The organism is Pseudomonas cedrina subsp. cedrina, assembly GCF_001983175.1.
Taxonomy (GTDB): domain Bacteria; phylum Pseudomonadota; class Gammaproteobacteria; order Pseudomonadales; family Pseudomonadaceae; genus Aquipseudomonas; species Aquipseudomonas cedrina.
The window spans coordinates 268,250-287,650 of record NZ_MNPW01000007.1 but is presented as its reverse complement, the minus strand read 5'-3'; the positions used below and the strand labels follow the sequence as shown (position 1 = coordinate 287,650).

Below are 19,401 nucleotides of genomic sequence, written 5' to 3'. Positions count from 1 at the left end.
CAGCAAGCAGTTGTGTAGATACCTATGGCTATCGCAGGCAAGCCAGCGCTCACAGTATTCAAGGCGCCAGCGGCAAGAAGCGGCGCTCGGCCAACGCCCGGCTGATCTCGCCGCGATGCACATCCACCACGCTTTGTGCGCTCTGGGCCTTGGCCAGCAACGAGTAGTAACTCTCGCGGCGCTGTTCCTTGGTTTTCAGGTGGGCCATGGCGTACTCGAGCTTGGGCGTGTCCGCCTTGGGGTAGTGGAAATGGGCGTACCACAGGGGAAAACCGCGCTTGTCGTTCACGGCGTATTCCTGGATGAAATCACGTCGTTCCCCACGCAGTGCGATGCGCTCGCCCAGCCTGGCAAGTTGGACTTTGTCTTGCTCAAGCAGGAACGCCAGATTCGCGTCGGTGGGGGGCAGTTCCAGGGCTCGCTGCAGACGCAGCGCTTTGCCCATCGCGGTTAATCGAGTGAACGCGGCACGCAGCTGATTAATCAGTGTTTGGTCATCGTCCGTGGTGGGCTGACCTTCGGTTTGCACAGTAATGGCGCGTTCAAACTCGCCCGCCAGCGCGTCAAAACGCCTGGCTTCGTGGTCCAGGCTCTCCTGGATTTCAATGGGGTACCGAGACACCTTGGCGTAACCTTCTTCGCGCTTGATGATGCCTTCCAGGGCCTTGAGCTGCTTGCGTGCTTCGCCTTTGACGGCACTGAGAGGGCGGATTTGGGGAGGCAGCGACGGTTGTGAGGGACGCCTTACTTCGCGTACTTCGTCCCAGCCGCTTTCATGTTGGGAATAGGTCGCCAGCAGGTGGTTGTCCTGTTCGGAGCGTACCTCGACCACGTCAATCGGTAGGGTGCTGCCCGCCGGTTTGAGGTCGCCGATCAGGATGCCCTGCTTGCGCGTACGGATGACTTTCTTGGTGACCTTGCCGCTGCTTATCAGCGCTCTTTTCGGTGGGCGCTTGATAGTGTCGGCTTGCGGCTTGACCTCGGCGGCCAGTTGCTGCAACACGTCCTGATACAGTGACTCCACCAACGCCTGGATGCGTTGAAAATAGTGCATTTCCAGGTATTCGGCATGGATCATCGCCATTCCTTGCAGAGCATCGAGCGCCTGGCCGTAATGCTCGAACAGGCTGTCAAGCACGGCCAGGCGGTCGGCAGGCGCCAAGTTAAGGTGGTTGAGCTCGCTGTGGGTACGCAAGTGCGTGGCAAGTGGGTCGAGGGCCAGGTCCAGGTCACTGATGAATACGCCGGGGTCCCAGGTTTTGCGGCTCAAGTATTTCAAGCTTTGCAGCTGCAGGTATTTGAGCGCGAGGGCGCCGAGTTCATCCGGACGTTCGCGCATCAAACGGTCGTAGGCTTGCCGGCCGGGGTGGCCGAGGTTGAACAGTTCCAGCAGATAACGATCCTTGAGTTCCAATGCCTGCACCTGGCGCTCATTGATTGCGCTCATCGCCTGGAGAAATTGCTTGTAACGCACAGGGTTGGCGATTACCGCGGGCAGCGCCTGCTGGTAGGACGCGCTCAAGTCCGGATGTTCGGCATACAGGGCCTGGCGATCCATGTGGGCGACCACCACCGACTTGCGTGCATTATTCACGGTATTTTCGAGGAACACCGCTACCGCGCTGTCGGGCATCGGTATGCCCAACTCGCGGCGTTCCTGGCGACTGTTGAGCAGGCCTTCGTACGCCGCCACCTGTTCTTGCAGGACAGCGTCGAAGTTCCTGCGCGTGTTGGCGCGGGCCGCGGCGCTGTATTTGGGGTCGTCGGCAGCGCGGTTCATCAGTTGCTGGGCATTGTCGGCCTTTTCCTGAAGTGCTTCCTGCAGGCTCTTGATCGTGACGAGGCGGCCTTGGCGCATTTCCTGCCGAGTGCTGAGGAAGTTGGCCTGCTGCTCCTCCAGTTGTCGTTTGCGCAAGGCCTTGCGTTCGCGTTCAGCGGCGATCCGCTTGGGCGGCATGCCGCCGCGTAGGCGCAGGCGCAAGTCCAATGACCAGTTGCCGGTGGCATCCGCTTGTAAATAAGGACCGCTAAGTGTGCTGTCGAAGGGGTGGACGATCAACGCCGCCCCGTCTGCTTGCGGGCGCACGTTATACCAATGCGCGTCGACCCGCGCGTACCAGTCGCGATAGTGCTGGAAGAGGCCACGGCGTGGGCCGTCGAGCACGGCGCCGGACAGGTCCTTTGGCCTGGGAACCTGGAACTGCGCCAGGCGCGCCTGCTGGCCGGGGGTGAGGCGGTTGCGCGCGCTGGCGAAACTGAAGTCGAACACAGTATTGGCCAGCCCGGGCCCGCCACCTCCCAGCAGGACTGCGCCCTGTTGCACGCCGGGCGCGGGTGGTTCGGGCCATTGATCGGCGAGCCGGCGCGACAAGGGCGAACGCAGCGCCCGCCATTGAGTGTCGGTGGGTACAGGGTCTGACAGGGATTGGGTCGAGGGCGCGAGTTCGAACATCAGCATGCCGACGTTCAGCAGCAGGTCAGCCCAGGCCAGTTCCCGCGCCGTCGGGTCATCGCTGGCAAGGCCGGGGATGTCGCGGTTGGCAGCGGTCATCAGGCTGAGCAACCAGCCGGCCGCCATCAGCGGGCCGCGCGCCAGCGGCAGCAGCAGGGTGTTGAACAAGAGGCTCGCGCCCTCAAGGAACACCGCCCAGCGGCTTTCGGCATTGGACACCGACTCGCGGTCGGCCTGATCGACCAGTGCCCGTGCATTTGCGCCGTACAGGTACTCCATCAGTTGTCCGTTGGCCAGGCATTGCAGTAATTCGTCGCTGGCGCCGTCGCTGCCCAAGGTCGCCGGCTGTGGGACTTCGGGCCGTTCAAACTCATCACCGACGCCGAATCGTACGTAATGCGGTTGCTGAAAGCCGCCATTGTCATAAATCGGCCGCGCGCCGTCGGACAGCCAGGTCAACACGCTGTCCTGCAGGTCGCCCGCGCTGGCAATCGCGGCAAGCAAGTGCGCACGGTCGGCAAATTCGCGCAGGCTGTCGGTGTATAGCGGCCGGTAGAGAATATGCGGCCCGACCCGGCCGTCCTCGGCTTCGATGACGTACATGTTGGCGACGATGTCGGGAGTGGCCTGGGGTTTGCGCACCAGGGTCAAATGGCGGATCACGATGGGATTGCCATCGACGTGTCGCTGCGAGGCATGGCTGGCGACCAACGCCGCGACGCAGGCGGCGCCTCGGGCCGTAAACCCTTGCTCGCCCTTGAGGCGCAATTCCAGGGCTTGCAGGGGCAGTTGCACGACGGTATGCGCGGCGAAGCGTCTTTCCCGTTGGCGCACCGCCTCATTATCGCCAAGCAACTTTGATCTGAGCAGTTCAGGGTAGGTCTTGCCGATGTCAACGCTTTGGATAAGCCCGCCGCTGCCGATGATGGCGTCGGGCGTGAGCCAGGGGGGCAGCGGGGTATCGTGACGGTGCTTGAGGGTCAGTTGCCCACGGGGGCGGCCTTGCAGATTGCGGATCGCCAGGTCGGTCAGGCTCATGTGCACAGGCTCGACAAAACCCGCGCCGCCTGGGTAACCGGCTGCGACATTAAAGGTGAGCAGCAGGTCGTCAGGGTCGGGTGGGGCGGCGTTGATGTCTTGCGCCTGCAGCCAGTTGAGCAGCGCGGCGCGGGTGAATGTGCGGATATCGAGGATGTCGCTGAGGAACGTCAGCCCTTCACTGCGTTTTTTGGCGCAGGCCAGGGCCAAACTGTAGTGACGGTACCGCGCCTGGTCGGTTGTCGCGGCCTGTTGCAGCCAGCGCGGCGCCAGGGGCCGCAGCGTCTCGAGCAGCCCAGAGTTGGCGACCGGGTGGGCGGAAAATGCGCTGGCCGGCTCGGTTATCTGCCGGTACACCGCTTGCAACGTGTCGAGCCCCAGGGTGGCAGGGAGCTTCAAGGCCTGGAGCTGTTGCAAGTGCTGTTCAAGCATGATGGCGGCCTGGGTCTCGAACACATCACCGTCCGGTTCGAAACGGTGCAGAGTGATCTGCGTTACTGTGCGGTCTTGCGTGATCCGCCCGGCCCAGGCTTGCAAGGCGGCGTCGGCGCTGGCAAAGCGCTGGCAGGTACCCGCCGGCTGGCACAGTAAGGCCTGGGGACGGCCATTGACCGGGCACAGTATCAATAGGTCTGGCCCCAGCACGCGTTGCGTGCGATGGCCGTCGGTGAGGGCGACGTAGGGGAAATACAGGTGCACGGCGTCGGAACCGAAGCGTTCGATGCGATCCTCGCGGACAGGTTCACTGACAAACTGATAGAGCCTCTCACGCTCAGTGCTCGTCAGGTCTGCCTGGTGGGCAGCACAGAAGGTGAGGGTGTCCGCGAGCAGCTCACTGAGCCAGCACCAACGCGAGCTATCGCCATCCGGCGCCTGGCGCCAATACTCGGCCAGGGCGTCTTGCAGCGCGATCGGTAAGGTCCAGGGCAGGGTCCTGATCAGGTCTTCAACCCCGGCCATGTCGAGCGGTTGTCCGTCGGCCTGTTGCAGCCGGGTGGGTGGATGGTCGGTTAAAAAACACGGGCGCCCATCGTTGTCCTGCATTCCCAACGCCGCATCGCCGGCGAGAAAGGCCAGTACGCGCGGCATTAACGGTTGCAGTGCCCAGCCGCCAGCGCTGGCCGGTACCGCCAGTTGGGTCCGCGTCAGGTCAATGGAGAGGTCTGGATAGGCTTGCGCGAACGCGGCTGTCAGCTGTTGCCGGGCGACGTCGGCCAGGGGCGGGCGAGAGGCGAACCGGGCAGCGACCGCGTGCGCCGGCGAGGAGAAGATTTGGCTCATGAAAGCTCCTTTTTCCACTGCAAAGGCGCAGTGTTGCCAGCTAAAGCTTTTCTTCCCTGGCCTTGGCGTTATGTATTGCTGGCGGATTGAACAACCGTTTGTCTTCTATATGGCTCCACGACACTGAATTTCTTGCTATAAACGCACTCCGATAACCATTCGCCGAGCCCGTCCTGGTGCTTTTGGGGGTTATCTCGGAAAAATTGCCTGTCTTTTCAGTTGCTGCGCCCTCAAGTCGGCCTTAGACTGCCGCCCCTCGTAAATTGAGTGCCGGGTGGCGCTTGAAATGGACGGCGCCTTTCCGAGGCCTGCAAAGGTCAGCCGGAACGCTCCCTTATTCGCCTTAATTCACGTATTTTTTATAGAGAAATCAATGACAAAGGAAAAGTTGCTGGCCATGCCGGCGGATGACTACATGAATGCCGAACAGCACGCTTTTTTCGAGAAGTTGCTGCAGGACATGAAAGTGGAACACCACGAGCGCATTGAACAGAACCGTATCGCCATTGAAAGCCTGGACACCCCGGCCGATCCGGCCGACGCCGCTTCCGTGGAAGAAGAGCGCACCTGGCTGGTCAATGCCATCGACCGCGACCAGCGCATGCTGCCGCAGCTTGAGCGCGCACTGGAGCGCATCAAGGAAGACTCCTTTGGCTGGTGCGACGACAGCGGCGAGCCAATCGGCCTCAAGCGCCTGCTGATCAGCCCGACCACCAAATACTGCATCGAAGCGCAAGAGCGCCACGAGCAGATCGACAAGCACCAGCGTCAAGCCTGATGCCGTAAAGCTGGGGGATCGCCGCGCGGTTCCCCAGGGAAAGACCCGTTTCAGTCGGTCTATTGATCTGTTGCAAGCTACCCCACTAAAGGCCCATGGATAATGGCCCGATAGTGGCGTTTAATGCAGCGACAATAACGACAAGCAGCGGGGTGACGAAGATGGCTGGAGACGGATCTCTGATAGGCGCAGCTGTGCCACCGCGCGCGGCGGCGCGCACGTTGCCCGGCTGGTTGACGCCGCTTGCGCAAAGCACCGCCCTGGTGCTGATATTGCTGGGCCTCGCGCTGGCCAGCCTGCCGCTTTACCTCTGCCTGCCCCTGGCGTTGCTGGTGATCTGGCTGCCTCGCCTGACAAGCCGTACGCCTGTTGTGGCGTCTGCCGGCGCTGTCGATGCCATCGGCGAGTTGACTCGCGACCTGTCCCATACCACCAGCCACAACGCATTGTCCGCTGCCGGCGTGGCCTATTCGGTCAAGCAATTGGCGGCTCGCTTGCAGTCGCAGTTAAGCGCGGCCAAGCAGATTGTCGGCAGCGCCGAAGTCATGATCGGCACCGAAAAGGTCACCGCCCAGCTCAGTCGCGAGGCCCTTGGGGCCGCCAGCCAGGCCCACCAGCGCAGCATCGAAGGCCGCGAAGTGCTGGCCCAGTCGATCACCCGCATGCACCAGCTCAGCCAGCGCGCCAACGCCAGCCGTGAACTGATCGAAGCCTTGAGCCAACGCAGTGAGGAGATCCAGCGGGTGACCCTGGTGATCCAATCCATCGCCAGCCAGACCAACCTGCTGGCGCTCAACGCGGCCATTGAAGCGGCGCGGGCCGGTGAACATGGTCGCGGGTTTGCCGTGGTGGCCGATGAGGTGCGTGGCCTGGCGGGCCGTACGGCGACGGCCACGGATGAGGTCGGGGTGATGGTGGCGGATATCCAGCAACGCACCGCCCAAGTGGTCGAGCAGATTCGCCAGCTCTCGGCAGACCTGCACACCGGCGTGGAGCAGGTGGAACACGCCGGGGAACACCTGCAAAGCATCGCCAGCCTGGCGGCGGATGTGGAAGGTCAGGTCAATGAAATCGCCCAGGGCACCGACACCAATCGCACCCAGCTCGACAGCCTGTTCCATGCCGTGGAGCAGATGCGCAGCGACTTGACCGTCAGTGACCAGCAAACCCGTCAGTTGGCCGACGCTGCCGTGCAGATGGAAGGCCAGGCCGAAACCATCAGCGAGCGCCTGGCCGAAGTCGGGCTGGATGACTATCACCAGCGTATCTACGACCTGGCCCGCGAAGGTGCGAGCCGGATTGCCGCGCAGTTCGAGGCCGATGTGCAACAGAACCGCATCAGCCTGGATGACCTGTTCAACCGCAGCTACACGCCGATTGCCAACACCAGCCCGAGCAAATACCACACGCGCTTTGATGGTTACACCGACCAGGTATTGCCGGCGATCCAGGAGGCGCTGCTGCCACGGCATGAGGGGTTGGTGTTCGCCATTGCCTGCACGCCTCAGGGCTACGTGCCGACGCACAATAAAGCGTTTTCCCAGGCGCTGACGGGCGATGCCCAAGTGGATGCCGTGCAGAACCGCACCAAGCGCAAGTTCGAAGACCGCACCGGGATTCGCTGCGGTAGCCATCAACAGGCCGTCTTGCTGCAAACCTACACCCGCGACACCGGGGAGTTGATGCACGATCTGTCGGTGCCGATCATGGTCAAGGGCCGACATTGGGGCGGCTTGCGCCTCGGCTACAAGCCCGAGGCAGTCAAGGGCGCAAGGTAAGGGAGGAGGGCTGCCTGGGACTGTCAGGCAGCCTGCTTTCGATCAGGCGACCGGAGATTCGTGCAGCAATGCATTGAGGTCGTCAACCGCCGGCGCCCATTCGGCGTCTACGTGTAATTGCTCCCTCAGGAAGCTCGCTTGTTGCTCGGTCCAGAACGGTGCGTCGATCAGTTTCACTTCATCCGGCAGGCGGTGTTCGGCAGTGAACCGCTCGATCGCGTCCTGGCTCGAATCCAGGCCCAGTTGTTCAAACAGGGTTTCAAGCGTAGGGGTCGTGGTGTCCATAGGTTCTCCATGCGGTTCAGGTGTGTCTGCATGGGAGGCTTGGGACGCAGCAGAGTTCTATCGGATTCTCAGGAGGTCAACGCGCCGGCATCCACGGCAGCCTTGAGGGCCTTCGCGGCATCTTTTGCCGCGAGGGCCGCGGTGTCGAAGGTTTTGAACCAGCGGTCTTTTTCCACTTGGTGAGTGGTGACGGTGGTCAGCGGTGGCTTGGCCCGCATTACGATCACCGCTTGGAACTCGCCGTCTACTTCCCTTGCGTCGCCATGGATGAAAAATTCGCCAATATCAAATTCCGTCACGTAGAGCCTTCCCTTGGAGATAACTGCACTGGTGAAGCGTGCCCGCAGGGCACACACTTCAGTGGACGGGCCAGTATGGCAGTTGTTAGGGGGCGGCGGCGCAGTTAAGTTATCGGGCTGACGAAACGATTGCGCCATGGGGCGCCTGCAACATCGCTTCGAGTTTTTTTGCCAACTCACAGGCCTTGACATGGTCGCTGCGAAAGCCTCTTATGCGGCCGCTGAGCACTTCGCGGATGTGGAAGAAGTTTCTGCCGGCGGGCACGACCTGGTAAAGAACCGAATCCGAGTACCCGTCAAAGCTGTCCAGGCGGTAGTATTGAACGTCGTCCTGAGAGGATAAACAGGTGTGCGAAGACATAGCGTTGTAGGTTGATCGTTGCATGGCCTGCTCCTTTTAATCGATCCGTATGACTGAAGTGCTGCGTTTTTGGGTGGTTTTGATCGGGGTTGCTGTTTTAGTATTGTCGTCGGCGGCCAGTGCCCGGTTCCATGGCCGCGTGTTTATTTGTGTTTGCGTGTCGGAAAACTGCATTTTTAACTGGGTTATTCTCTGAAGTGGGTCGGTCCGTATTCTCGGGCCAGTGAACCTGTGATCTCCTGTGGTGCCTGACGACCTTGCACCAGGTCTTCGCGTACGTCTGTACCGGTCTTGGCGCGACAGCGGGGCTTCTTCAGTTTTTTTCAAAGAATGAATGATGTGATCGTGCCGTAATGGCCGTTTTTTTGTGCTGCCCGCTCCGGCGGACAGCGCTCTTTTCGATGTGGGGGCGTTTCCTTGGCAGTCAGTAATCTGGATATGCACGCGTTGTTCGTGCTGGGTGATTTGCGCGCAAAGTTGGTCAAACAATTTCAATCCCGTTTCGTTTACATCACCGAGCAGACGCCGGAAGGCATCTACATCGCCGAAATCGACACCGAAGCGGCGCTGGTGGTGGATGACAAGCCTCGCCTGGAACTCAAAGTCGGTGATCACTTCCGCGCGGCGGTATTGCCCAGTCGCGAAGGTGGCAAGTTCGAATTGAAGTTCCGTGACATCAAGTTGACTGTCTATGGCCTGGGCGACTACGCCTTTGTGTCCTCGGCCGAGGGCCAGGGCATCGTGTTCAAGGAAGGCCACAGCGTGATGCTGGTGTTCGCCGCCAATGAGCAACTGCTGGAAGGCCTGACCAAAACCCTGAAGGCCGTGACCGGCAAGGCCGCCAAATGGCGCAAGGGTGAACTGGTGACCTTCAAGGCCAGCGAATAAGCATCAACTACCTCAAACACCCGCGGTGCGGAACCTCTACTACAGTTGAGTTGACTTAACTACTCAGAGGCTTCGCGCATACGCAGCAAAGCCGCCTGCCATTGGCTGCGATAACGCGAGGTGCGAAGGCATGAAAGGATTGAAAATGCTGTTGGCTGCGTCCCTGGCCACCCTTGGGCTTTCAGCCACGACGCTGCCGGCCACCGCCGCCGAGGCGCCGGTCCATTTTGCCGACCTGAACTGGGAAAGCGGCAGCCTGATCACCGAAGTGCTGCGGGTGATTGTCGAGAAGGGCTACGACCTGCCCACCGACACCTTGCCGGGCACCACCATTACCCTGGAAACCGCCCTGGCGAAGAACGACATCCAGGTGATCGGTGAAGAATGGGCCGGCCGCAGTCCGGTGTGGGTCAAGGCCGAGGCTGAAGGCAAGGTGGTCGGCCTGGGCGATACGGTCAAGGGCGCAACCGAAGGGTGGTGGGTGCCGGAATACGTGGTCAAGGGCGACCCTGCCAAAGGCATAAAGCCCCTGGCGCCGGACCTCAAGAGCGTGAAAGACCTGGCGCGCTACAAGGACGTGTTCAAGGACCCGGAATCCCCAGGCAAGGGGCGCTTTCTCAACAGCCCTATCGGCTGGACCTCGGAAGTGGTCAACAAACAGAAGCTCAAGGCCTACGGCCTGGATGACAGCTACGTGAACTTCCGCAGTGGCTCGGGTGCGGCCCTGGATGCCGAGATCGCGTCATCGATCCGCCGCGGCAAGCCGGTGTTGTTCTACTACTGGTCGCCGACGCCGCTGATGGGGCGCTACAAGCTGATCCAGTTGGAGGAACCACCGTTTGACGCCGAGGCCTGGAAGACCCTGACGGACGCGGACAATCCTGATCCGCAGCCAACGCGGTCGTTGGCGTCGAAGTTGAGTATCGGGGTGTCTACGCCGTTCCAGAAGGCGCATCCGCAGATCGCCCAGTTCTTTGAGAAAGTTGAGTTTCCCATTGAGCCGCTGAATAAAGCGTTGGCGTCCATGAGCGAGAAACACAGCGCGCCACGGGAAGTGGCCCAGGCGTTCCTCAAGGAGCATCCTGAAGTGTGGAAAGCATGGTTGACTGAGGATGTGGCGCGCAAGGTTGAGGCAAGCCTGAAGTAACTCCGACCTTCCTGATAAAGTCGAGATCAAATGTGGGAGCTGGCTTGCCTGCGATTGCAGTGGGTTAGCTCCACATCTATTGGCTGACAGCCCGCTATCGCAGGCAAGCCAGCTCCCACATTGACAGTATTCATATTTAGAAACGGGTCTGTATGGCCAGCTCGAAGGTCCTTGGCGACCCCAGGTAATATGCCGGCGACACATGGGCAAACTCGGCATACACCTCATTCGTCAGGTTGCGCACCCGGCCCGTCACCGAGGTATGCGAATCCACCTGATAGCGCAGGAAACTCCCGAACAGCGTGTAGGCCGGCACCGTTTGCGTGTTGGCATTATCCGCATACACCTCGGCCACGTACCGCGCATCCACACCCCCTTGCCAATCTTCAGAGAAGTCATACGTCAGCCACAGGTTACCCACGCGCCGGGGGACGTTGGTCGGCGTGTTGCCTTTGCGTGAGACCACCGCGCCAGTGGCGATTTTTTCATTGAAGTCCTCGTACCTGGCGTTCACCCAGGCGACGTTGCCTTCCACCAACAGCTTTGGCGTGACGCGCAACGAACTGGCCAATTCAATGCCCTTGGATGACTGCGCGCCGACCGGGATACTGTTGGTCGGGTCCTGCGGATCGGTCACGGCAAAGTCCTTGCGTTCGATCCTGTAGGCAGCAACAGTCGCCGAGCCGAGGCCGTCCAGGTAGTCGAACTTGCTGCCCACTTCCCACTGCTTGCCTGTCGAGACATCAAACACTTGCGTGGTGGTGCTCGGTTGCTCGGCGGCTGTGCTGTATTGCACATACACATTGGCCGAGGGGATGAACTGGTAGGTCAGGCCCACGCGACCGGTCACCGGCTCCCAGCTGCGTTTGAAGTGGCGGGGGTTGGTCATTGTGACTGCGCGATGGTTGGTGACATCCAGGTCAATGGCGTCATAACGCAGGCCCGTCAGCAGCGACAAGGTGTCGGTGAGCTCCAGGCGGTTTTCTACGAACAGTGCCCGTGTGGTGACTTGGTTGGTCTTGTCCTTGCCGAAGCTTTCCCGGGTTCGCGGGATGTCATAGAAGTGGCCGGGGTTGAAGGCGTTCGGGTCCACCGTGCTGTTGCCCGGAACGTTCAGCGGGGTGTTGGTGGTGCTGTTGACCTTGTACTCGAAACCGCCGGACCAGGTAGTCGGCAGGCCGAACATATGGTCGTCGTGGCGCAGCTCGAACTGGTTGCCCTGCTGTTCGCCTTGATGGCGCACCTGGTAGGCGGTCGAGCGGTTTACGGCGCTGTTGCTCGCGTTGTACTGGTAGGTTTCCAGGTTGCGGTAATCGCGCTGGCTGTCCAAGTGGTACAGGGTGTTTTTCAGGGTGGTGCTGTCGTTGATGCGGTAGTCGATGATCGAGCGCGTCCAGACCGTGCGCTGTTCATAGCGACCGTCGGCGACGTTGTAATTGTTGAAACGGTTGTGCTTGTCGATCTTCAACTCACCGGCCTTGGGGTTCAGCACCGGCGTACCCCAGTAGGGGCTGTCTTCGTGCTCATCCTGGTATTCCAGCGCCAGGGTGTGGGACAGGTTGGGGGTAAGGTCGCTGAGCAGGGAGAACGCCAGGCTCCAGGCTTCGCGCGTGTCGCGGTCGATGTAGCTGTGGTTGGTGTTGCGGCTCACATCCAGGCGCGCGTAATGCTGCACGTCGGCACCGGGTTCGGTCAGCGCATGATTGACGCCAAACGCCATGCCGGCGGTGTCATGGCTGCCGTACGTGAGTTGTCCTTCACTCGCCTGTTCCTCGCGGGTGGCCAGCTTGGTCACGTAGTTGAGCGAACCGCCCACTGAGCCTGCGCCATTGATCAAGGAGGAGGGGCCGCCCACCAGCTCCACCCGATCATAAACCCAGGCATCCACGGGCCGGGCCAGGCCGGTTGCGACGCTGATCCCGTTGAACATCTGAGTGATCTGGCTGCTGGTAAAGCCGCGATAGGAGACAAATCCGCCAAAGCCTGGCGGTGCGCTGGCGTTGACGCCGGGCAGGGTGTTGGCCGCGTCGCGGAAGGTCTTGGCGCCGTGTCGCTGGATGTCATTGCGATTGGCAATGGCCACCGACGCCGGCGTTTCCCGCACGCTCAAGCCCAACCGCGACGCCATGCCGCTGGGTTGGTCCAGCGCCAGGCCAGGCTCGGCGATTTGTTCGCCATCGATGGTGGTAGGGGCCAATTCGAAGGCCCAGGCGCAAACAGGCAGGCAGCCGAACAGGCCCGCCAACAGGGGTAGATGTTTCATGGTTGAATCCTGAAAAACTTGGCTTGAAAACAACGCACAGCCGCACGTGTTTCCTTGCGGAAACGCTGGTCAGTGCAGATCAGAAAGCGAAGGGATCAGGCGAAAACAGGCGGCGCGCGCGGGTGAGCCGTGGGCCAGGTGAAGCGGGCGGAGATGTCAGCGGCCAGGACGACCGCCGGCGGTGGCGCCTGGGGCTGCGGCAATACCGCCACATTCAAGCTGGAACTCAGTGCCGGGCCCATGCCGCCGGTGGAGCACAGCGGACACCCAAACGCCTTGGACAGCGTGGGCAGGTTCTCTTCGGTGGAGTTGGACGGCTTGGGCGCCTGGGTGCGCGGGTCCACCGTACAAAACTGGCCGCCGATGCCATTGAGCTGCATCCCGACCATCTGCCCGTGCCCGATACTGCAGGCGAACACATTGAACAGGACGCAGCAGTAGAGCATCCAGGCAATGAGCGAGCGGTCGGCACGGGCAAGTTTCATGGGGCGGCACTTTACCATCAGCCGCCGACGAAATGCCTGCAAAAAATCTCAGGCCGACTATCCTGTTTCGCACCTACCCAAGGAGCATCCGCCATGAGCGTTGTCATCGCACGATGGATCGTCGGGGTTTTTACCGGCATCAGCATGGTGCACCTGTACTGGGCCGCCGGCGGCAAACTCGGCAGCCTCGCCGCCATCCCGCAATTGCCCGGCGAATTCGCCAGCGGACCACGGCCTGCATTCAAGCCTTCGGCGCTGGGCACCTTGCTGGTGGCGATGGGGCTGGTGGGGATCGCACTGCTGGTGTGCCTGCGGGCTGGGCTGTATTTTTCGGCAGTGTCCCATGGCGCGTTGCAGTGGGGGATCAGTGTGATTGCGGTGGTTATGTTTGCCAGGGCGATTGGGGATTCGGAGTTGGTGGGGTTTTTCAAGAAGGTGGGTGGGTCGCGCTTTGCGCGGTTGGATACGTGGGTTTATTCGCCGTTGTGTTTGGCGTTGGGGGTGGGGTTGTTGGTGGTGGCGTGGGGGTGAAATGTCTGGCGCTGTTCATAGGTAAGAATGAAAAAACTTGTACGATTTTTGATCGCGAGGGTGTTAAAGTTGATAAAAGTCATAAAATTTTTATACCGCTGTTAGTCACCGGTGCATCACAGGATTGCTGCATCGATTCTTTCCACAGATAATTTTATAAAAGAATCGTTTAAATCAGGATGTTCATAATGGATGCCCTCATCGTTAAGTAGAGTAAAGGTATGGAAAGCCCCATCGTTTAACGTACCGTAGAGCATATAAGAGAAACTATTACCCACTCGCTCAGCTAGCAATTCGGTGGGCAATATTTTTTCAACCTGATAATCGTCGGCCAGGTTTAACGTGAGCTCGAAATTATAAGAATTCCCTATTTTTATTTCTTATGGGCAGTGGTTGACAAAGCATGTCACGGCAGTTTTATTGATCAGCAGCGTGATTTCTTCCTCTATTAGTTCGCTGGTCGCCAATACCTGTGCTTTTTTAATATTGTTCGCTGTGAGGTCGGATCGTTTTGTCAGTGGCGTCGCCATTTATAGTTCTCCAGAATTCTTTTTCGTTCTTTGTTTGAAGTGTAGAGATCTGACTTTCCTGTTTCAGGAAATACTGTTTTTATTTCGCTTTCAATTACTTTTTTCTCGTGAATTTAGGGCTAGTGAGGGGCTGCGCTAGGTTGTTGTAATAAGCTAGAAGTAGAAAAAAAGCCTGTAGATCATGTTAAAGGACTTCAGGCTGGTTATAACTTCTTCGTCAAAATAATTTATTTTTCCGCAAGCCTTATTTATAAATTTTAATATGCCCAGAGAACGCAGTCATGGTCATCTAAGTGAACTAAAAAAGTTAAGTTCTGATCCGTTACCCAGAATGGATAGCCGGTCGTTTCACCTATGACTGATGCTAGCTCTTGCGAATCCCTGAGTTCCCATGCTCTATAGGCTGTGTCGAAAACCAAAAGCATCAGGTCTGTTTTTTTTATACGTTCTGGTATTTCTTTCCAGAAATTTGGGTTGTGCTCGGTGGCTTTTTCGATGAGATTGACAGGGTCTAAAATTTGACTTTCAGATCTAAAGAATTTTTCGGTTATTTTTTTTATGAGTTTTTTAAGATCCTCACTATGTATTTTGTTGTGGTTGATATTTAAGGTGTTGAGGGCTTCATCTATTTCTTCTTCAAGATAGCTCATTGAGTAACTCCTATTTTTGAGCGGCTAACAGGAAGCAGTGTAAGGAATATATGACCTCTTGTGGCCCCACCACCTGCTCTTTTGCCGGGAGTTTGATAACCGATGTGCGGTGATTGCGGCCCTTCCGTACTAGGAACAAGCGTTGGGTCGTCTATATTGACTTCTGCACCTTTGTTTGGACCTCTTAGCACACGCCATTCAGTCGGAAAGGTTTTTCCGTTCATATCCTTTCCCCACTTAGTCACGCTGTAATCATGCTTTGGTATCCCCGCCCTGCGAAAGGCCTCATCTAACCCTCTGTGCATGTTTTCATGGGCGCTTCCGTCTTTGTTACGCCAGTCGAGATCGACAGCGGGGTTCAATTCCCATTCTTTTTTAGCGCTCTGTCGAGGGCAATTCACAGGTTTGCATGCCAGCCCTAACGGATCCACCCATCCTGTAGGGGTCGGCACGTACTGGTATGCATTGATCCCACCCGCCAGCTTCACCGGGTCGGGCGTCAGGTAACGACCAATATCTGGATTGTAGTAGCGATGGCGGTTGTTGTGCAGCCCGCTTTCCGGGTCGAAGTACTGACCTTGGAAGCGCAGCGGGTTTTCGATGTTATTGACGTCGAGAAGGGTGATTTCGCCGTAGGCGCGGTAATGCGCGGACCACACGATTTCGCCGTCCGGAGTGGTGAGTTCCTGGGGAGTGCCCAGGTGGTCGAGTTGGTAGTGGTAGGGTCTGACTTCTTTTGGGCCGAAGCCTTCCAGCAGGGCCAGCGGACGGAAGCTGTCCGGTTCGTAGAGATAGCTGCGATGCCGGCCCGCTTGGTGTTCGGCGATGAGTTTGTCGCCTTGCCAGAAGAACTCGGTGGTGATGCCGTCGACGGTTTTGCTGATGCGCCGGCCAAACGGGTCGTAGCGGTAGCTGGCGGTTTTTCCGTTGGGTCGGGTGACGCTGATTAGCCGATGCTGGCAGTCGTAGCGATATTCGCTGGCGAGTTGATGGCCTTTGCCGCGTCGTTCGCGGATGAGGTTGCCGAAGGCGTCGTAGTCGTAGTGGCGGTCGCCTTGGATCAGCAGGCGGTTGCCGGCGACGATGTCGGGGCCGGGGCGGTCTTGCATGAGCAGGTTGCCGGCCGGGTCGTGGGCGAAGCGTTCCTGTTCGCCGTAGGAATGGTCGGCGCGGGTGAGGCGGTCTAGTGGGTCGTAGTGGTAGTGGTGTTCGCCTTTGCGGGTGTCGTTGAGGCGTGTGAGGTTGCCGGAGTTGTCGTAGTCGTAGTGGCGTTGGTAGAAGTAGTTGTTCTGTTGGGTGACGGCGTGGGTGTGCAGGCGCTGTTGATCGTCGTATTGGTAGCGACTGATCAGTTGGCCTTGTTGGCGTTGGTGTTCCTGGCCAGCTTTGAACAGGTGTGATGTGAGCACTTGACCGTTCAGTTCGACGGTGGCGAGATGGCCGCCCTTATCATGGTTGAAGGTGAGGCGGTTGTTGTCGGGCAGGCGAAGTTTTTGAAGTTGGCCGCACGCGTCGTAGCCGTAGCGCAGGGTGCCCCAGCCTTGGTGTTCGGCGGTGAGGCGGTTTTGCTGATCGTATTCGTAGGCTAAAAACCAATGGCCGTCGTCGACGCTGAGGAGATTGCCCTGGCGGTCGTAGGCGTAATCGATGATGTTGCCGTCGGGCAGGGTTTTTCTGACGAGGCGCCCGGCGTGATCGCGTTCGTAGCGGATGATTAGCTGACTGCCGTCGTCGCCGTGTTCGGTTTTTTCTTGGAGGTTGCCGTTGAGGTCGTAGACGTAGGCGGTGCGTTTTCCGTCAAACCCGACTTCCTGTTGGATCAGGCCATTGCTGTGGTAGTCGAGCTTGTAGGTTTCGCCTGATTCGTTTTCGATTTCGGTCAGCAGTAGCCGGGCGTTGTCGTAGCGGTAGTTGACCTGGGTGCCGTCGGCATTGATGCGGCGGCTGATCAGGTGCAGGCCATCGGCGTATTCGTAGCGGGTGACGTGGCCCAGTTCGTCGCGTTCGGAGGTGATTTTTCCGTAGGCGTTGTAGGTATATTTACGCGTGTCGCCGCTCGGCAGGATGATTTGGACTAGCCGCCCGACGTTGTTCCATTCAAATTTCGTGAGCGCGCCGTGCTCGTCTTCCTGGCTGATTTTTCGCCCGAGGTCGTCGTAGCGATAGCGCTTGGTTCCGCCATTCGGCAGTTGCTCTTCAAGCAACTGGCCACGCGCATTCCACACCAAGCGATGACAGCTGCGATCCGGGTACCAGACCTGTGTCAGTTGTCCGTATTTGTTGTAGCTATAGTCCGTCGAGTTACCGTCGGGATCGGTCTTGCGCGTAACGTCGCCCTGGTCATTACGTTCGTATTTCCAGACCGCTTCACCTCGCCGCACCACCCGCACGAAACCGTTGTCATGCTCGTAGGTCGTCGGCTCGTCGTCCCCTGGAAACAACGCCACCAAGCGTCCGGCTTCGTCGTACTGATACGCCGTGATCGCCCCGAGCGGATCCTGCTCGACAGTCAGCCGACCTTTGTCGTCGTAGGATTTGAAGTGTTGGGCGCCATCCGGGTCGATGCGTTGCACCAGCCGCGCCCGATCATCGTGCACGTAGACTTCCCGGCTGCCATCGGCGTTAAAAACCGTGACCTGGCCGTTGTCATCCCAGGCATACCGCGTATCCATCTGCGAAAAGCTGGCCCAATGCCGAACACACCGTGCTGCCTTGCCAGCCCGTTCCCATTGCCAGAAAAAACTCGCCCCACCGGCCAAACCACGCTCAAGAATGACGTGCTGCTCGTCGTACCGATAAACCTCACTTTCGCCTACCGCATTGATCGCCGAAACCAACCTTCCAAGGTCGTCATAGGCGTAGGAAACAATGGTCTGTTTCGTCACCCAGACAAACGGACCGTCGTCCACCGCCCGCTCAATCTGGTAGTCCACCGCCACGATGCGGCCCGACGTATAGCGCAAAAACAGCGAACGCCCGACGCCGTTATCCAGCCGCTCAATGCGCCCCAGCAAATCCCGTGAGATGCGCAGCCGGTTGTCATTCGCATCGCTGATCGCCGTCAGCACACCGTCGCGAAAGTGATAGAATCGTGACGCTTGCGCCAGTACCAACTCATCGGGCAACGATCCCAAATAGATCGCTGCTTCCGCCAGGCTATTGGTAATCGTGGGCCGAGAAATGGAAGGTAAGGGCAGGGCGGTCGACCGATTCTCATGATCCGTCCACACCACCGAATCACCGGAAACAACCAACCGATGCGCCAGCGAGTGACTCCACCCAAACCCCAACCCAACATCCAATTCCACCGCACTGGTGCGGTACAACCGGGCCCACTCAAACGGCAAAATCCCGTCCAGCACCCCATCGGTCAGCGTCAGCAACTCCTCACCCGTGACCATCGACACCGGGCAACCGTTGGTGGCGGTCTTGTCCGAATAATCAGCCGCATCCCCCGCCGGGTTTTTCGCAACCGCAGGCACATCATCCACATGCTCTTGCTGCTTAAGCACCGCGTTCTGCCGCGCCTTCCAGCGCATCTGCATCGTGCCTTGCTTCAGCCCGCCAACCACCCCGCGCACCGCAACGGCCTTGTAGCGATCCACCGCCTGCATGAACTGCGTCAGAATCCCTAAAAGACCCTTAACAAAGCCCACCGCAGCCTCAAGAATCCGCGCGCCATACTTGATCAGCCGCAAACTCAAATACGCCACACCCGCCGCTGGCAAGGCGATGGTCAGCACCGCGCCAATCACCAGATCAATCAGCACCGACACCACAAACCCGGCGGCCACCTCGGCGATCTCACTGGGCGGCAATGCGGCCAACCAGATCATCGCCGTGCGCACCATCAGGAACAGCGCCGCTTCATCACTGGCCAGCAACATCGCCTGTTCCATGACCTTGGGCGCATCCATAGCGATCCGCGCCAACTGGGCGGCCTGATCACCCAATTGCTCGACGAATTTCAGCGGGTCTTCAAGGATCGCCTGTACCAACTTGATGCTGTCCCACACATCGCGGATCGCGGCCCAGCTGCCCGCCAGCACGCCGCTGCCAATCGCGCTGGCGGAAGAGCGCTCCCAATGAGGCTTGAAACCAGACCATTGCTTGCGCAGCCACTGCTCAAGGTCTGAAGTAAGCCCGGTGTAGGAGGCGAACAGCGCGTCCACCTGCTCCTCGGAAACGGCACCCTGCACCCGCACCTGATAGCGCCCGCCCGCCGCGCAGTAGTGCGAGCCTTTGCCCTGTTCATCCAGCATGATCAGGGTGGAACTGCCGTCGTCCAGTCCGATCACCTCAGCCGGGATATTGCCGATCGGCACGTCATACACCGACTCGAACAGGCTCTCGATCTTCAGCTCGCCGCCCACCGGGCACTGGGCCACGGTGGCAAATTCAGAGTCGGAAATACTCATGGAACGCTGCGAATCTCCCACCCGCAACACCCGGTCCATCCCGAGCAACGACGGCATATCCAACCCATGACTCACCGAATCCAGCGCACGGGAATACCAGGCGTTCATCTGTTGGCGATAAATCTCCAGGCTCTGATGAAAGCCGTTCAGCTCATGTTCGATAAGGGCAATGTGGGCAGCGTGGGTCATCCGTGACGTCTCAACGAGGGGCAAGGCG

General features: G+C 59.2%; 14 protein-coding genes. 5 read left to right on the top strand and 9 right to left on the bottom strand.

Going from position 1 to position 19,401, the window contains the following annotated elements; genetic code table 11:
• Positions 1-58: 58 nt before the first annotated feature.
• Positions 59-4,771, bottom strand: coding sequence for a dermonecrotic toxin domain-containing protein (locus BLL36_RS16735; protein ID WP_076952491.1), 4,713 nt, complete (start codon positions 4,769-4,771; stop codon positions 59-61).
• A 373-nt stretch (positions 4,772-5,144) separates the two neighbouring features.
• On the opposite strand from BLL36_RS16735, the gene BLL36_RS16730 reads away from it, so the two are divergent.
• Together BLL36_RS16730 and BLL36_RS16725 are read left to right on the top strand one after the other, a co-directional pair.
• The gene (locus tag BLL36_RS16730; protein ID WP_003191666.1) at positions 5,145-5,549 is read left to right on the top strand and encodes a TraR/DksA family transcriptional regulator; all 405 of its coding nucleotides are present in this window, start codon (positions 5,145-5,147) and stop codon (positions 5,547-5,549) included.
• A 95-nt stretch (positions 5,550-5,644) separates the two neighbouring features.
• On the top strand, positions 5,645-7,327 hold the full coding sequence (locus BLL36_RS16725) for a methyl-accepting chemotaxis protein (RefSeq protein WP_394329490.1): 1,683 nt from the start codon (positions 5,645-5,647) through the stop codon (positions 7,325-7,327).
• Positions 7,328-7,369: 42 nt separating this feature from the next.
• On the opposite strand, the gene BLL36_RS16720 is transcribed toward BLL36_RS16725, so the two are convergent.
• From BLL36_RS16720 to BLL36_RS16710, 3 genes are all read right to left on the bottom strand, one after another.
• On the bottom strand, positions 7,370-7,612 hold the full coding sequence (locus BLL36_RS16720; RefSeq protein ID WP_076952490.1) for a DUF2789 domain-containing protein: 243 nt from the start codon (positions 7,610-7,612) through the stop codon (positions 7,370-7,372).
• A gap of 68 nt (positions 7,613-7,680) precedes the next feature.
• A complete protein-coding gene (locus BLL36_RS16715) occupies positions 7,681-7,911 on the bottom strand; it encodes a hypothetical protein (protein ID WP_076952489.1) in 231 nt (76 codons plus the stop codon).
• Between the two features lie 109 nt (positions 7,912-8,020).
• Positions 8,021-8,296 carry a hypothetical protein gene (locus BLL36_RS16710; protein ID WP_076952488.1) on the bottom strand — a complete coding sequence of 92 codons (276 nt, stop codon included), beginning with the start codon at positions 8,294-8,296 and terminating at the stop codon, positions 8,021-8,023.
• A 393-nt stretch (positions 8,297-8,689) separates the two neighbouring features.
• On the opposite strand from BLL36_RS16710, the gene BLL36_RS16705 reads away from it, so the two are divergent.
• Together BLL36_RS16705 and BLL36_RS16700 are read left to right on the top strand one after the other, a co-directional pair.
• The gene (locus BLL36_RS16705; RefSeq protein WP_076952487.1) at positions 8,690-9,160 is read left to right on the top strand and encodes a hypothetical protein; all 471 of its coding nucleotides are present in this window, start codon (positions 8,690-8,692) and stop codon (positions 9,158-9,160) included.
• A gap of 130 nt (positions 9,161-9,290) precedes the next feature.
• Positions 9,291-10,307, top strand: a complete 1,017-nt coding sequence (locus BLL36_RS16700; protein ID WP_076952486.1) for an ABC transporter substrate-binding protein — start codon at positions 9,291-9,293, stop codon at positions 10,305-10,307.
• Positions 10,308-10,443: 136 nt separating this feature from the next.
• On the opposite strand, the gene BLL36_RS16695 is transcribed toward BLL36_RS16700, so the two are convergent.
• Both BLL36_RS16695 and BLL36_RS16690 read right to left on the bottom strand, forming a co-directional pair.
• Positions 10,444-12,570 carry a TonB-dependent receptor gene (locus BLL36_RS16695; RefSeq protein WP_076952485.1) on the bottom strand — a complete coding sequence of 709 codons (2,127 nt, stop codon included), beginning with the start codon at positions 12,568-12,570 and terminating at the stop codon, positions 10,444-10,446.
• A 95-nt stretch (positions 12,571-12,665) separates the two neighbouring features.
• Positions 12,666-13,055 carry a DUF2946 domain-containing protein gene (locus BLL36_RS16690; RefSeq protein WP_076952484.1) on the bottom strand — a complete coding sequence of 130 codons (390 nt, stop codon included), beginning with the start codon at positions 13,053-13,055 and terminating at the stop codon, positions 12,666-12,668.
• A gap of 93 nt (positions 13,056-13,148) precedes the next feature.
• Here BLL36_RS16690 and BLL36_RS16685 point away from each other — a divergent pair, with 93 nt between their 5' ends.
• The gene (locus BLL36_RS16685; protein WP_076952483.1) at positions 13,149-13,586 is read left to right on the top strand and encodes a DUF3995 domain-containing protein; all 438 of its coding nucleotides are present in this window, start codon (positions 13,149-13,151) and stop codon (positions 13,584-13,586) included.
• Between the two features lie 380 nt (positions 13,587-13,966).
• On the opposite strand, the gene BLL36_RS31045 is transcribed toward BLL36_RS16685, so the two are convergent.
• The 3 genes from BLL36_RS31045 to BLL36_RS16675 all read right to left on the bottom strand — a co-directional run bounded on the left by BLL36_RS31045 (position 13,967) and on the right by BLL36_RS16675 (position 19,373).
• Entirely contained in the window at positions 13,967-14,116 is a 150-nt protein-coding gene (locus tag BLL36_RS31045) for a hypothetical protein (RefSeq protein ID WP_157697306.1), read from the bottom strand.
• A gap of 257 nt (positions 14,117-14,373) precedes the next feature.
• Positions 14,374-14,766 carry a hypothetical protein gene (locus tag BLL36_RS16680; protein WP_076952482.1) on the bottom strand — a complete coding sequence of 131 codons (393 nt, stop codon included), beginning with the start codon at positions 14,764-14,766 and terminating at the stop codon, positions 14,374-14,376.
• Entirely contained in the window at positions 14,763-19,373 is a 4,611-nt protein-coding gene (locus tag BLL36_RS16675; RefSeq protein WP_083735291.1) for a polymorphic toxin type 47 domain-containing protein, read from the bottom strand. The genes BLL36_RS16680 and BLL36_RS16675 overlap by 4 nt, the downstream gene beginning before the upstream one ends.
• Positions 19,374-19,401: the final 28 nt, after the last annotated feature.